The following is a 15,525-nucleotide window of genomic DNA, read 5'->3' on the forward strand; positions in this document are numbered from 1 at the left end:
GGCGTAAATTTGAGTTCGCGTTTAGAAGCGGTAACTAAAGATTATGGTTGTGATATAATTCTAAGCGAATTTACTTATCAGCTTTGCAGCGATCGCATTTGGGTGCGCCAGTTAGATAAAATTCGAGTCAAAGGGAAACACGAGGCAGTTAATATCTACGAGTTAATTGGCGATCGCAGCACCCCTCTAAATGCCAACACTCAAGAGTTTTTATTCCAATATCATACTGGACGAGCGGCTTATTTATCGCGCAATTTCTCACAAGCGATCGCCTGTTTTGAAGCCGCCAAATGTATCCAACCCCAAGACCAAGCTGTTGATATCCATCTAGAACGGGCGCGTAATTACCAACAAGCGCCGCCCCCAGAATCCTGGGATGGTGTTAGGACAATGCTTACCAAGTAGTCATGGGGCATTATTGGGCAATAGTTATTCTTCTCCTGCCTCCCCCTGCCTCCCCTGCTCCCCCTGCCTCCCTCTGCTCTCTCATCCCCTTCAACCTTCAACCTCTCCTTGGTCATCCTGAAACGGATCTTCGCCAATTCTTAGCTCTTTTTTTGAGCGTTTCAATTGTTTCCATAAATCCTTGATTTGTTCGTAAGCTTCACCTGGAGGCAGTTTTCCACCTGTTTCTAAGTTGCAAATGTAACTTACTCGTTGGGCAAATTCTTGTAGATTTGCATTAAAAACCAAGTTTTCTGGCTTTACCTGACCGTAGTAGCGGCCGCGAGGGTAAAGAAAATCATCTTTGTTCACTATTTTGTTCTCCAATTTATTCAACTCCCCTTGTGATTGAATCTCTAAAGCTGAATCATTAGCTACCGCGATCTTTACTGTCTTCACACTGCGGTAACTCCAACCATCGAACTCCTTTTCCAATTAATGATGGGGGAATTGATTGATTTAGATTTTGAGACTAGAAAATAAAGCTTGAAATACCTTTACTGTAAAAGTTACAAAAAAAGTTTCTACTAAAGTGACTAAGAGAATATTTGACTTACCTCCCACTTGTCAATTTATCTCATCTTAATTTATGAATTTCTGACTGTAGTTAACTTCAGTTTAAACCCTGATCTGCATGGAAATAAGCAATACCCGTACTTTTTATTAATTACAGATTTTTGTGGGTAAAAGAACTTAGGCAAACATACTATTTTTAAAGCAAATTGTCGTCTGTTAAAAGTTAGAGATTCAGTTGTGAATCTTTAGCAACTTTCTACTGGGCCGTGACCAAAACAGCCAAAGGAGAAGCAGAGCAAGAAGATTTTTCTCTGTGCCCGTCTGCCTTCTTCCCGCGTTACGGGTTCCTGCCATAGACCTCTGCACAATTAATCGTGTCCCCGCGCCCTCCTAAATAATCACCGATGGCTAATAGTTAATAACTAAAGATAAAATGGTGAAGCCTCAAAGGACAACTTTTGTCCATCGCCTAGAACTTTACCTGCCACCATGTCTGTTAATTCCAAGTTATACGAAGGCAAAGCCAAAATTCTTTATACAACAGACGATCCGGAAGTCTTGTTGGCCGATTTCAAAGACGACGCCACGGCGTTTAACGCCCAAAAACGTGGCAGTATCCAAGAGAAGGGAAAAATTAATTGTAGCATTTCCAGCCAGCTTTTTAAACAGTTGGAGGCAAATGGTATAAAGACTCACTTTCTCGACAGCCCTACCCCGAATCAGATGCGGGTGAAGGCAGTAAAGATTTTACCCTTAGAAGTAGTTATCAGAAATATTGCTGCTGGCAGTTTGTCTCAGCAAACAGGCTTACCAGTGGGTACAATTCTAAAACAGCCTTTGGTTGAGTTTTATTATAAAAACGATCAGTTAGGAGATCCTTTGTTGACACGCGATCGCCTGTACCTGCTAGAACTAGCGACTGCGGAACAAGTAGACGCAATTACACATCTAGCATTGCAAATCAATGAATTTCTCAAGAACTTTTGGCAACGATGCGGCATTACCCTAGTAGACTTCAAACTAGAGTTTGGTTTGGACTCACACCAGCAGTTGCTCTTGGCAGACGAAATTAGCCCCGACACCTGCCGTTTATGGGATACCGCAGAACAGGACTCAAACCGCCGGGTAATGGACAAAGACCGCTTTCGCCGGGACTTAGGAAATGTAGAGGATGCCTACCAGGAGGTTTTACAAAGAGTGCTAAAAGCAGTAGAGAGTAATAATTAAGTGGATAAAAATCAATTAAACTCGTGTGAATTGTCCAAAGTCCAATTGTCAGTTGTCCTTTGTTATTCACCAACGGCTAATGACTAATGACTATTTGTGATGGTGTGTGTGGTCGTGAAGAGGAATTATAAGTAAAATGCGTTTATCTCCCATGTTGCTGGCAGCAGTAGCAATTACAGTCCCTTTGGGCGGTTCATTGAGTGCAAATGCAGAAACCGCCAACAGTTCAAAACAGACAACAGAAGTTTTGACACTAGAAACAAATCAGCAGCCAGAAAAGAATACAGATCAGGTTGATAGTAAAAGTTTAGAATCTCGACCTAACCCCGCAAGGGTTATGGAGGCGGATAAATCCCATATTGTCGCAGTTTACCCTGTCAATCTAGAAGCGATGCCTGCGGCGGGCGTAGATGCAGCAACCCCAAAGGTAATCGTGCCAACCTCCACAACGCCAAAAACTGCACAAATCGCTCCAATAGATCCTAACCCTACTCAACAGCCGTCTCCCGCTCCAGACATTCCACCGCCAGAAATTCAACAACCAACGTCTTCTCCAACTCCTGAGACTATTCCAGTCCCAGAAAATGTCAACCCACCGACAACACAGCCTTTATTACCCACAACTCCAGAACCATCTGCCACTCCTGATCTTCCGTTCCCAGGTAGTCAACAAAGAACACCTGCCCCAAGCCCAGGTGCGACTCCCAGTCCGCAGAATGTTAACCCGCCTACAACTCCAGAAAATACTCAACCCAATACACCTGCCCCAAGCCCAGGCACTACTCCCAGTCCGCAGAATGTTAACCCGCCGACAACTCCAGAAAATGCTCAACCCAATACTACAGCCCCAGAAGCCAATGACCCCCGCGTATTGGTGTCGGAAGTAGTAGTTAGAGCACAGACTGGGCAACTACCAGCAGGACTGGAAGAGCAAGTTTATAGAGTAATTCGTACCCAACCAGGACGAACGACAACCCGCAGCCAACTGCAAGAAGATATTAACGCCGTGTTTGGTACTGGCTTTTTCTCCAACGTGCAAGCAGCCCCAGAAGATACCCCCTTGGGAGTGCGGGTGAGCTTTGTTGTACAGCCTAACCCCGTCCTAAGCAAAGTAGAAGTGCAAGCCAATCCTGGTACTGGTGTTGCCTCAGTACTCCCAGGTAATACTGTGGATGAAGTATTTAAGGATCAGTATGGCAAAATCCTTAACTTGCGTGACTTGCAGGAAGGCATCAAGCAGTTAAACAAGCGATATCAAGATCAAGGTTACGTACTAGCTAACGTGATTGGAGCGCCACAAGTCTCTGAAAACGGGGTTGTGACCTTGCAAATAGCAGAAGGTGTAGTAGAAAACATTCGAGTCCGATTCCGCAATAAAGATGGTCAGGAGACAGACGAGAAGGGACAACCAATTCGGGGACGGACACAGGATTACATCATTACGCGAGAAGTAGAGTTAAAGCCAGGACAAGTATTCAATCGCAATACAGTGCAAAGAGACTTACAGCGAGTGTATGGACTAGGACTGTTTGAAGATGTGAATGTCTCCCTTGACCCTGGTACTGACCCCAGCAAAGTAGATGTAGTAGTAAATGTAGCTGAACGCAGCACTGGTTCTATTGCAGCTGGGGCAGGCATTAGTTCTGCTAGCGGACTTTTTGGAACAGTTAGCTATCAACAGCAAAACCTGAACGGTAGGAACCAAAAACTGGGAGCAGAAGTACAGGTGGGAGAACGGGAACTGCTGTTTGACCTGCGGTTCACAGACCCCTGGATTGCCGGAGATCCCTACCGGACTTCCTACACAACCAATATTTTTCGCCGCAATTCCATTTCGTTGATCTTTGATGGCAAAGATGAAGATATTAGGACGTTTGACCCAGGTAATCCTACTAATACAGATGATCAAGATCGCCCCCGGATTCTCCGTGTAGGTGGTGGTGTTACCTTTACCCGTCCCCTTTCTGCCAATCCTTACAAAGCTTCTGTATGGACTGCCTCAGCAGGTTTACAGTATCAACGAGTTTCTGCGCGTGATGCTGATGGCAATCTCAGAAAAACAGGAGCTGTATTTGATGATGATAACGGCAACCGCCTCAGCGAGGAAATTCCACTAACCTTATCTAGCGCCGGTCAAGACGATTTACTACTGCTGCAACTGGGAGCACAGCGTGATCTCCGTAATAACCCATTGCAACCCACTAGCGGTTCTTATCTCCGCTTCGGAGTTGATCAGTCGGTTCCCATCGGGCTAGGCAACATCTTACTCACCAGATTTCGGGGAAGCTATAGCCAATATTTACCTATTAAGCTGATTAACCTCTCCAAAGGCGCACAAACCTTAGCATTTAATCTGCAAGCAGGAACCATCCTTGGTGACTTGCCTCCTTACGAAGCCTTTACCCTTGGAGGTAGCAACTCCGTCCGGGGTTATGAAGAAGGAGCATTAACCAGTGGACGCTCTTATGTGCAAGCATCAGTAGAGTATCGGTTTCCAGTTTTTTCAGTAGTCAGTGGCGCACTATTTTTTGATCTCGGCAGCGATCTGGGAACTAGTACTAGGGCGGCTGAAGTTTTGAATAAAAATGGTAGTGGCTTCGGCTATGGTCTTGGCGTTCGCGTCCAGTCTCCACTGGGGCCAATTCGGATTGACTACGGTATCAACGATGATGGTGATAACCGGATTAATTTCGGTATTGGCGAAAGGTTTTAATTTGTCATTAGTCATTAGTCATTGGTCATTGGTAAATAACAAAGGACAAAGGACAAAGGACTAATGACAAGACAACTCTCTTTTCCTAATTAGCTTGCTAAATTTGACATTTACCTGAATACTGTTCCGATAAAGGAATTAATTACATTTTTAGGGGAATATCAGGGATTTTACCAAAACAGACGATGAACAATACTAAAGGAAATATACTGTCTTTTAGGCTATGCAACAGCACACTCTAGCTGGGGAAATCACCCAAATAGGGGTGGGATTGCATAGCGGTGTTAGTACCCAGGTGCGGATACTACCAGCTGAGGCGGGAAGTGGACGCTACTTTGTACGGGTAGATTTACTGGATTTGCCGATCATTCCAGCCCAAGTTGCGGCAGTTAGTCACACTGTTCTCTCAACTCAGTTGGGCAAGGATGAGGTATCCGTTCGCACGGTAGAACATTTGTTGGCTGCGCTTTCGGGTATGGGTGTGGATAATGCCCGGATTGAAATTGATGGCCCAGAAGTTCCACTTTTAGATGGTTCAGCAAGTGTATGGACAGCCAACATTGCCCAAGTTGGCTTAGTATCACAACCCGTTAATAACCAAGTTACCAAGGCTATTACAGAACCAATATGGGTCTATCAAGGCGATGCCTTTGTATGTGCCCTCCCAGCACCAGAAACCCGCTTTAGTTACGGTATCAATTTTGACCTATCCGGCATTGGTAATCAATGGCACAGTTGGTCACTAACTACTGAACTAGAAAAAGCTTCTGCTAGCTTTGCTGCGGAAATTGCTCCCGCTCGGACTTTTGGGTTACTCCATCAAATTGAACACTTACAAAAAACAGGGTTAATTAAAGGTGGCAGTTTGGATAATGCACTCGTTTGTGGGCCAGAAGGGTGGCTAAATCCACCATTAAGATTTGCAAATGAGCCAGTCCGTCATAAAATCTTGGATTTAGTAGGAGATTTAAGTTTACTAGGAACTTTTCCTATTGCTCATTTCTTAGCGTATAAAGCCAGCCACAATTTACACATTCAACTGGCTCAGAGAATTTTAGATTTTGGATTTTAAATTTTAGATTTGATTTAAAGTTTACAATCCAAAATTATTAAGGCTTTCGATATACGCCTACCTACTCAACTTTCAGATAAAAAATTAACCACACGGCCAATGTCAATCCTCACTGAAGTGAATACCATTACACCTACATCTACCGAATCAGAAGCTATAAATGAGACTACAATCATATCTGAGATTAAAACAACCTTTACATCTGAAGAAATTCAGAAATTGCTACCCCACCGCTACCCATTTTTACTTGTAGATAAAATAATTGACTACGTTCCAGGTAAAAAAGCTGTTGGAGTTAAAAATGTCACTATCAACGAACCCCACTTTCCAGGACATTTCCCAGGACGTCCACTGATGCCAGGGGTGCTAATTGTCGAAGCAATGGCACAAGTTGGGGGCATTGTTCTTACTCAAATGTCTTCGGTAGAAGGCGCACTGTTCGTCTTCGCTGGTATCGATAAAGTCCGTTTTCGCCGCCAGGTTGTACCGGGGGATCAACTAGTAATGACGGTGGAACTGTTATGGGTAAAACAACGTCGTTTCGGTAAGATGCAAGGTCGTGCTGAAGTTGACGGTCAACTTGCTTGTGAAGGGGAATTAATGTTTTCTCTAGTTAATTAAAAATTTGCTTTCGTGGTATTGGCATAGCCGTGAAATGCCCTTACTGAATCCTGAAAAAGGATCGCAGTTAAAAAAAATCCACAACAGCATCTGAATAATTTATTGATTTTCGACGCCCTCTTTACGAGACGCACTCACGAACACACTTAACTTGCTTTGCCCGACACTTTCGTTCACTGAAATACTTAACGCTCAACAATGCCAGTCGCCTCAAATGGGATGGCAGTCAGTATAACTCTCTTAACCAGGGTAACGCACTGCTTTAAAAACCCCACCCGGCGCTGGCTTATCAAGACAGTTCTGGAGATTCACCCTTGAAAACGCTAATTCATCCAACTGCTGTAATTCATCCGAAATCGGAACTCCACCATACAGTGCAAGTCGGTGCCTATGCTGTGATTGGAGCGCATGTCAAAGTGGGCCCTGAAACAATAATCGGCGCTCATGCCGTGTTAGAGGGGCCTTGTGAAATTGGGGCGCAAAATCAGATTTTTACAGGTGCAGCCATCGGCATGGAACCCCAGGATCTCAAGTTTGTGGGAGAACCAACCTGGGTCAAAATTGGTGATAACAACTTGATTCGTGAATACGTTACCATTAACCGCGCTACTGGTGCTGGTGAAGCAACGGTGATTGGTGATGGTAACTTACTGATGGCTTATGTCCATGTGGCTCATAACTGCGTGATTGAAGACCAGGTAGTGATTGCTAACTCTGTGGCGTTGGCGGGTCATGTACATATAGAGTCACGCGCTAGGTTGAGTGGGGTTTTAGGTGTCCATCAATTTGTGCATATTGGTAGACAGGCAATGGTGGGAGGCATGGCACGGATTGACCGGGATGTGGCCCCATATATGCTAGTGGAGGGAAATCCGGCGCGGGTACGAACCCTCAACCTTGTCGGGCTTAAACGGTCTGGTATGGACTCTACAGATTTGCAAATGCTCAAAAAAGCCTTCCGCATTCTCTACCGCTCTGATTTGCCCTTTAAGGATGCTTTAGAAGAGTTGGAATTGTTAGGGAATAGCGAACAGTTGCAGCATTTGCGACGTTTTCTGCTACTTTCTCAGATGCCAGGAAGGCGTGGTTTGATTCCCGGTAGGGGGAGAAAAGGCGTGAGTGATGAATCGTGAATTATAAGTTAGGAGTTAGGAGTTATGAGTTATGAGTTGATGACTCAAATTTTTAACTTCTCACTCCTAACTATTTAAGTTATGAGTTATGAGTTGATGACTCAAATTTTTAACTCCTCACTCCGAACTATTTATTCCCTAATTTTAATTATCAAATGCGGATATTTATCAGCACTGGCGAAGTATCTGGTGATTTACAAGGATCACTGCTCATTACAGCGCTGAAGCGTCAAGCTGTGGCGATTGGGTTGGAATTAGAGATTGTGGCGCTGGGTGGCGAAAAAATGGTGGAGGCTGGGGCAATTCTGTTGGGAAATACCAGTAGTATTGGCTCAATGGGTATTTTAGAAGGGTTGCCTTATCTTTTACCGACTCTCCAGGTGCAACGTCAGGCGATCGCTTTCTTAAAACGAAATCCACCGGATTTAGTGGTGCTGATCGATTATATGACTCCCAATCTGGAAATTGGGACTTATATGAAACAGCAGTTACCAAATGTGCCTGTAGTGTATTACATTGCTCCCCAAGAGTGGGCTTGGTCAATAAGTTTCCGTAGAACTAGCCGGATTGTTGGTTTTACAGATAAGCTGTTGGCAATTTTCCCACAAGAAGCCCGTTACTTTCGTGAAAAAGGGGCAAAAGTTACTTGGGTAGGGCATCCTTTGGTTGACCGAATGCAAGACGCTCCCAGTCGCCAAGCAGCTCGTGCAACACTGGGGATTGCACCAGAACAAATTGCGATCGCACTTCTCCCCGCCTCTCGCCGCCAAGAACTAAAATATCTTTTACCAATTATTTTTCAAGCCGCCCAAACGATTCAAGCTAAATTACCTGAAGTTCATTTCTGGATTCCCCTGTCGCTGGAAGTTTATAGACAGCCAATTGAGCAGGCTATTGAGCGTTACGGTTTACGGGCGACAATTATATCAGGTCAACAAATGGAAGTTTTTGCTGCTGCTGATTTAGCCATTAGTAAATCTGGTACTGTCAATTTAGAACTTGCTCTGTTAAATGTGCCGCAAGTTGTAGTTTACCGCCTAAGTTCCCTGACTGCTTGGATAGCTCGTAAAATCCTCAAAGGTTCTATAACCTTCGCATCACCACCTAATTTAGTAGTGATGAAGCCGATTGTGCCAGAATTTTTACAAGAGCAAGCCACACCAGAGAATATTATTCAAACGGCGATGGAATTGCTACTCAATCCTAGTCGCAGAGCGCAAACTTTGGCAGATTATGAAGAAATGCGGCAAAGTTTAGGAGAAGTTGGGGTGTGCGATCGGGTTGCTCAAGAAATTTTGGAAATGCGACCAAATAATTCGTAATTCGTAATTCGTAATTCGTAATTAAAAATAGAGAATCAATCAGTTTATTTATGAGTAAAATTAAGTGCAAAGCATTTTTTTGCCAGCAGCCGCATTTTGGCGTCTGATAATTACGAATTACGAATTACGAATTAGAAATTATCTTGGGGTGTCATGGCTTATGAGATGAAAAAACAAAGAGCGATCGCTGTTGACTTATTCGCCGGTGCGGGGGGTATGACTCTTGGCTTTGAACAAGCTGGCTTTGATGTGCTAGCGTCTGTGGAAATTGACCCGATCCACTGTGCAACACATGAGTTTAACTTCCCTTATTGCTCAGTGTTATGTAAAAGTGTTGTAGATACAACCGGGGAAGAAATTCGGAATCGGTCTGAGATTGGCGATCGCGAAATTGATGTGGTAATTTGTGGCTCACCATGTCAAGGGTTTTCTCTAATTGGGAAACGGGCTGTTGATGATCCCCGAAACTCTTTAGTGTTTCACTTTCATCGGCTGGTTTTTGAGCTAAAACCAAAGTTCTTTGTAATGGAAAATGTTCGGGGAATTACAGTTGGCGAACATAAACAAATCCTCCAATCTTTAATTAGCGAGTTTAGAATTCACGGCTACAAAGTAGAAGAAAATTATCAAGTTCTCAACGCTGCACATTACGGAGTACCACAATCTCGTGAGAGATTATTTCTCATAGGTGCAAGAGAGGATGTAGAGTTACCAAAATATCCTCAGCCGATTACTAAACAAGCATTACAAAATAATTTAAATTATAAAATAATATCTGATATTCCATTGAGTCCTACAGTATTGGATGCAATTGGAGATTTACCTGAAATAGAAAAATATTCAGAGTTATTAACAAGAGATTGGGTTGTAGCAGAATACCAAAAGCCTAGTAACTATGCTCATGTACTTCGCGGTATGAAATGCCTAGAGGATGATTATTCTTATAAGCGAGAATATGATTTGCGAATACTTTCTTCAAGTTTAAGAACAAAACATTCTGCGGAAACTATTCAACGTTTTCAGGAGACTCAACAAGGGGAGAGAGAGAAAATTAGTCGTTTTTATAAGTTACATCCTGCTGGTGTCTGTAATACTTTAAGAGCCGGAACAGACAAATATAGAGGTTCTTTCACATCTCCTAGACCAATTCATCCATCTACGCCACGCTGTATCACAGTTAGAGAAGCAGCGAGATTGCATTCTTACCCAGATTGGTTTAGATTTCATGTAACCAAATGGCACGGATTTCGGCAAGTTGGTAACTCTGTACCACCGTTACTAGCAAAGGCTGTGGCGACGGAAATTATTCGCAGTTTGAATATTTCGCCTTGTAAGCCGAGTTTTGGATACACATTGGGAGAGGAAAAGCTATTACAATTTAATATGTCACAAGCGGCACAATATTATCAACGAGACTAGTAATATATGCAAGGTTAAGCTAAGTCCAAGCACGGAAGAATGTACTATCTTCCCAAATATTAGCAGCCGCCAGTGCGATCGCTGTCAATTCTTCCTTTTTAAGAGGCACAAAAGCCTGCGCTATCTTGACATTATTCTCTAATTGTGCAATAGTCTCTGCGGCAATTACACAACAATGAACTCCAGGCTGAGACATTGTGTAACCTAAAGCTTGCTCCATACCTGTCAACCCACCCGGTTTAAACAACCGTCCATAAGCCGGGACTTTCATCGCAATCACACCGACATTTTTTTCTTGAGCAACTGGTAGAACCACTGGGATAAATGGATGTGGGTGGTGTTTGTCGGCGGCATTCACAGGAATCAGTGTAGTGTGGAAAGGATAGCGACGCAAGCCTTCAGCAATCACTTGAGGGTCGTGATGTCCGGTAATACCTGCAAAGCGCACCAGTTTTTGTTCTATGGCTTCTTCTAAAGCTTTAATTGCACCAGATGGACTAAAGATGGTGTCGAGTTCTTCAGAAAAAGAAACGTGATGCAACTGCCACAAATCGAGATAATCTGTATTGAGACGTTTAAGCGATCGCTCCAATTCTCGCCATGCACCATCCCGATCTCTTTGATCAGTCTTGCTTGCTAGAAATACCTTTGAGCGATGGGGTGGTAGCACTTTGCCTAAATAATCTTCACTCGGCCCATAACTAGGTGCTGTATCAAAGTAGCGAATGCCAAGTTCCAGCGCTCTTTGAATAATTGCCGCAGCATCACCCTCTTTTCCTTCCCAGGATAGCGGCGTTTGTCCTGCTCCTCCTAACCCGAAGATAGGGAGTTTTACTTCTGTGCGTCCCAACACCCGTTCTGGCATAGTTGCTGGTGGTGTTGCCGTGTTGGTAGTATTTTGCCCAAAAGCATAAGTTGTCACAATACCTCCAGTCACAGCAATGCTGGTAATTAGGAAATTACGCCGCGTCCTTCCTTCTGTCATGCTTGGCTTTGGGGAAAAGTACTCTTCTTCTCAAATTTTAGCTAGGGATAATTAACTGGATATCCTTCTAAAGCATAGATTCATAGATTCATCACATTCCAGATAGGTAGGTCAAAATAAGAGCGATGCCTACGGCGGCAAGCTACCCACATCTCACAAATTAGGATTCTTTATTACTGATAAGTAGCTAAATAAGTAGATAAAAGGGAATAATTATACTTTGGGCTGTTGATAAATGCCTAGAAGTTGCTTTAGCTTATTCTGGTGTACAACTATTAAATTTGTTTTTGCCAATAGTAATTTCTGCAACTTAATTAAGCGCCTTCCATAGCGACCCGTTTGAGCAACTGATTGTTGCTACAGTCAGATTTTATGATTGTTCTTTGTTAACTGTGGATAGAAAAATTCTTAACTAAGCCTGATGTGCAATTTCTTAAGTAGTGTTAACACTTGAGTACTAATTTACCCTAACTTATCTTGTCTGCTTTGCGATAATTCCGCTTTATTTGCTTTGTAATTCTGTTATGACCTCTAAAGATCCTGTTGCCTCACCCGTAAATGGATTGGTTTTATCCGAAGAAGCCTTTTTCTTTGAGCGATCGCTCGATCTGCTGTCGGTCATTGGTCTGGATGGCTACTTTAAGCGCATCAACCCTGCATTTACCCAAACCCTCGGCCACTCAGAAGCAGAATTATTAGCCAATCCTTTTTTAGACTTCGTGCATCCAGACGACCACTTCGCCACGTTAGCAGAAATGGAGAAGGTGAAAACCGGGATACCAACGCTCAATTTCGAAAATCGTTACCGGACGAAGGATGGCTGCTACCGATGGCTGGGATGGACAGCATCTCCGCAGATTGTCCGGGGATTGATATACTGCGTTGCCCGTGACATGACCCAGCAGAAAGAGACCGAAACCGCCCTAAAACGCGCCAACCAGGAACTAGAACAGCGCGTTGCCGAACGGACTGCCCAGTTAGAACAGGCAAATGCAGTCCTAGCAGAACGGGAAGCCTTGTATCGAACGCTGACACAACACATCCCCAATGGCGCAGTTCACCTGTTTGACCATGACCTGCGCTTTTTGCTCGTTGAAGGTAGCGAAATCAAACAATTGGGATTAGATGGAGCGGCATTGGTGGGGCAAACCATTTGGGAAGTCCTGCCTCCAGAAACCTGTGAGCAAATTGAACCGATGTATCGTGCAGCACTAACAGGTCAAATTTCCGTCCAGGAAGTGGTTTATTCTAATCAGGTTTATGAAGTACATACTTTGCCTGTACGCAATGAGCAGGGTAAGATTTTTGCAGGCATGGTACTCAGCCAAAATATGACGCATCGTAAGCAGGCAGAAGCAGAGTTACAAAAAAGCAGGGCAACGCTGCAACGGCAACTAGCTGAGATTGAAAGCATCTACCAGTCTGCCCCAATCGGGTTGAATGTTCTCGATACCAACCTACGCTTTGTGAGGATTAACCAGCGATTGGCACAGATCAATGGATTTTCCGTAGAGGAACACATTGGGCGAACAATTCGAGAGTTACTGCCTAACATCGCCGATACTACCGAAGACTTGCTGCGCCCTGTCTTGAAAACAGGAGAACCGCTACTAAACGTCGAAATTCGGGGGAAAACTCCGGCACAACCGGGAGTAGAGCGTGTTTGGCTGGAGAGCTTTTTGCCGTTAAAGGATGGCGAACAGATAATTGGCATCAATACCGTTTGTCAAGAGATCACCCATGTATACGACGAGCTTCGCTTACGCAAACAGGCAGAAGAAGCCCTGCGGCGCTCTGAGGAACGCTATCGCACGCTGTTTGAAATGATGGAAGACGGCTTTTGCGTTATTGAAATGTTGTTTGATGCAAACAATACGCCGATTGATTATCGCTTCCTAGAAATTAACCCTGCATTTGAGCAACAAACCGGACTCCAACAGGCAGAGGGTAAAACGTTACGCCAACTCGTTCCCAATATGGAAGAATTTTGGTTTCAGACTTATGGCAGAGTGGCTTTAACGGGTGAACCCGTTCGCTTTGAAAATGGCTCTGAGGCAATGAATCGCTGGTTTGATGTTTATGCGTTTCGTATTGAGCAGCCAGAGATGCACAAAGTGGCGATCCTGTTCAAAGATATTAGCGATCGCAAACAGTCTGAAATAGCCCTGCGGGAGAATGAAGACCGCTTGCGGATGGCGATCGCCTCTGCCCAATTGGGAACCTGGGATTGGAATCTGGTTACAGGAGAATTGAAATGGGATAGTGGCTGTAAAGCCATGTTTGGGCTACCACCCGATGCCGAGAGTAGTGTAGAGACGTTTTTTGAGGGCTTACATCCCGATGACCGCGATCGGCTTCAAGAAATTATTCAAGAGGCGTTTAACCCAGCATCAGGTGGCTCTTATGACACTGAGTATCGAACCATCGGCATTCAGGATAAAATTGAACGCTGGCTGAGGGCGAAAGGGCAAGCCTACTTTGATGCAAACGGAAAACCGCTCCGCTTCATTGGTACGGTGTTGAATATTACGGAGCAAAAACAAACCGAAGCGCAATTAATTCATGATGTTTTTCACGATTCACTAACTGGATTGCCAAACCGTGCTTTATTTATCGAAAGGTTGGGGCAGGCGCTGGTGCGAACAAAGCGTCATTCAGACTACAGATTCGCTATTCTGTTCCTAGATGTGGATCGCTTTAAAGTTATCAACGATAGCCTTGGTCATATAATTGGGGATCAATTACTAACGGCGCTGGCACGCAGATTAGAAAAGTGTCTCCGTGCAGGAGATACAGTTGCCCGCTTAGGTGGAGATGAGTTCACAATCCTGTTAGATGATATCAAAGATTTAAATGATGCAAAAAATGTAGCAAACAGAATAAATGTAGCTTTGACAGGAGCTTTTAATCTTGGTGGAAATGAAGTAATTACTACTGTAAGTATTGGTATCGCTTTAGGCACAAGCACTTATAATCTGTCAGAAGAACTCATCCGTGACGCTGACATTGCACTGTACCGTGCTAAAGCATTAGGAAAAGCACGCTATGAAATATTTGATTATAGTATGTACAGTCAAGCTGCCCAGTTATTACAGTTAGAAATGGATCTACGACGGGCAATTGAACGCCAAGAATTTCAGGTTTACTATCAGCCAATTGTCTCGTTAGAAACTTATCAGATTATTGGCTTTGAGGCTCTTGTGCGCTGGCAACATCCTGAACATGGAATTATTTATCCAGAAAAGTTTATTCCCTTAGCAGAAGAAACTGGGCTAATTGTACCGATTGGTTATTGGGTATTACACGAAGCTTGCCGTCAGATGCGGGCTTGGCAATTGAAATTTCCTACTAACCCAAGCTTAACCATCAGTGTAAATATTTCTAGTAAACAGTTTTCCCACCTCAATTTGATTGAGAAAATTCGCCAAATTCTGCTCGATTCTGGTCTAGAAGGCAGCAGTTTAAAGTTAGAGATTACTGAAACCGTACTGATGAAAAATTCTGACTCAGCCACTGCTATGCTTTTGGAATTACAACAGATGGATATTCAGTTACATCTAGATGATTTTGGCACAGGTTATTCATCCTTGAGTTACCTACACCATTTTCCCTTTAGTGCATTGAAGATTGATCGTTCATTTGTTATCAACATTGGTGCTAATGGAGAAAACTTGGAAATTGTTCAGGCGATTATTTCCCTAGCACAAAGCCTTAACATAAATGTGATAGCCGAGGGTATAGAAACAAGAGAGCAATTAACACAGCTTCAAATTAAAAAATGCAAGTACGCACAAGGATATATTTTCTCTCGGCCACTTGATAGCAACTCGGTAGATGCATTAATCGCATCTAGCTTGTACTTTCAGCTAAATTAAGAGTTCTTAGGATTTGTTATATATTTAACGCCTATGTTCAGCTTGGATGCCGTGATAATACCAATCCTAAATGTCAGAATATCGCATTTAATCAGGATAGATGACAATAAGAGCAATGCCTACGGCGGCAAGATACGCACTGATTTTTTTAGTTTAACTTTGAGGTGAGATCGCATTACTTACCACCGACGGCATTTT

Annotated in this window: 11 protein-coding genes; 9 read left to right on the forward strand and 2 right to left on the reverse strand. The window is 43.7% G+C overall.

All coding sequences use genetic code 11. From position 1 onward, the window contains the following. Positions 1-405: adenylate/guanylate cyclase domain-containing protein (locus tag VE944_RS21365; RefSeq protein ID WP_414690146.1), on the forward strand; the 405-nt coding region annotated here is incomplete at its 5' end. Between the two features lie 90 nt (positions 406-495). Here the strand turns inward: VE944_RS21365 and VE944_RS21370 are convergent. Beyond that, positions 496-771, reverse strand: a complete 276-nt coding sequence (locus VE944_RS21370; protein WP_324981527.1) for a DUF7219 family protein — start codon at positions 769-771, stop codon at positions 496-498. A 678-nt stretch (positions 772-1,449) separates the two neighbouring features. Here VE944_RS21370 and purC point away from each other — a divergent pair. The 7 genes from purC (at position 1,450) to VE944_RS21405 (ending at position 10,467) form a co-directional block, all read left to right on the forward strand. Continuing rightward, complete coding sequence (gene purC, locus VE944_RS21375; RefSeq protein WP_324981500.1) at positions 1,450-2,187, forward strand: phosphoribosylaminoimidazolesuccinocarboxamide synthase; 738 nt, start codon at positions 1,450-1,452, stop codon at positions 2,185-2,187. 136 nt (positions 2,188-2,323) lie between these two features. After that, entirely contained in the window at positions 2,324-4,900 is a 2,577-nt protein-coding gene (locus VE944_RS21380) for a BamA/TamA family outer membrane protein (RefSeq protein WP_324981503.1), read from the forward strand. Positions 4,901-5,123: 223 nt separating this feature from the next. After that, on the forward strand, positions 5,124-5,972 hold the full coding sequence (gene lpxC / locus VE944_RS21385; RefSeq protein ID WP_324981506.1) for a UDP-3-O-acyl-N-acetylglucosamine deacetylase: 849 nt from the start codon (positions 5,124-5,126) through the stop codon (positions 5,970-5,972). Positions 5,973-6,071: 99 nt separating this feature from the next. Continuing rightward, on the forward strand, positions 6,072-6,593 hold the full coding sequence (fabZ, locus tag VE944_RS21390) for a 3-hydroxyacyl-ACP dehydratase FabZ (protein WP_324981509.1): 522 nt from the start codon (positions 6,072-6,074) through the stop codon (positions 6,591-6,593). Between the two features lie 314 nt (positions 6,594-6,907). Continuing rightward, a complete protein-coding gene (lpxA, locus tag VE944_RS21395; protein WP_324981512.1) occupies positions 6,908-7,726 on the forward strand; it encodes an acyl-ACP--UDP-N-acetylglucosamine O-acyltransferase in 819 nt (272 codons plus the stop codon). A 155-nt stretch (positions 7,727-7,881) separates the two neighbouring features. Next, entirely contained in the window at positions 7,882-9,048 is a 1,167-nt protein-coding gene (lpxB, locus tag VE944_RS21400; RefSeq protein WP_324981515.1) for a lipid-A-disaccharide synthase, read from the forward strand. Between the two features lie 165 nt (positions 9,049-9,213). Beyond that, positions 9,214-10,467, forward strand: coding sequence for a DNA cytosine methyltransferase (locus VE944_RS21405; RefSeq protein WP_324981518.1), 1,254 nt, complete (start codon positions 9,214-9,216; stop codon positions 10,465-10,467). A 19-nt stretch (positions 10,468-10,486) separates the two neighbouring features. Here the strand turns inward: VE944_RS21405 and VE944_RS21410 are convergent, their stop codons facing one another. Next, positions 10,487-11,452 carry an aldo/keto reductase gene (locus VE944_RS21410; RefSeq protein WP_324981521.1) on the reverse strand — a complete coding sequence of 322 codons (966 nt, stop codon included), beginning with the start codon at positions 11,450-11,452 and terminating at the stop codon, positions 10,487-10,489. A 524-nt stretch (positions 11,453-11,976) separates the two neighbouring features. On the opposite strand from VE944_RS21410, the gene VE944_RS21415 reads away from it, so the two are divergent. Beyond that, entirely contained in the window at positions 11,977-15,327 is a 3,351-nt protein-coding gene (locus VE944_RS21415; protein ID WP_324981524.1) for an EAL domain-containing protein, read from the forward strand. Positions 15,328-15,525: the final 198 nt, after the last annotated feature.

Origin of the sequence: Nostoc sp., assembly GCF_035638895.1 — a bacterium.
In the GTDB taxonomy this organism is placed as follows: Bacteria; Cyanobacteriota; Cyanobacteriia; order Cyanobacteriales; family Nostocaceae; genus Nostoc.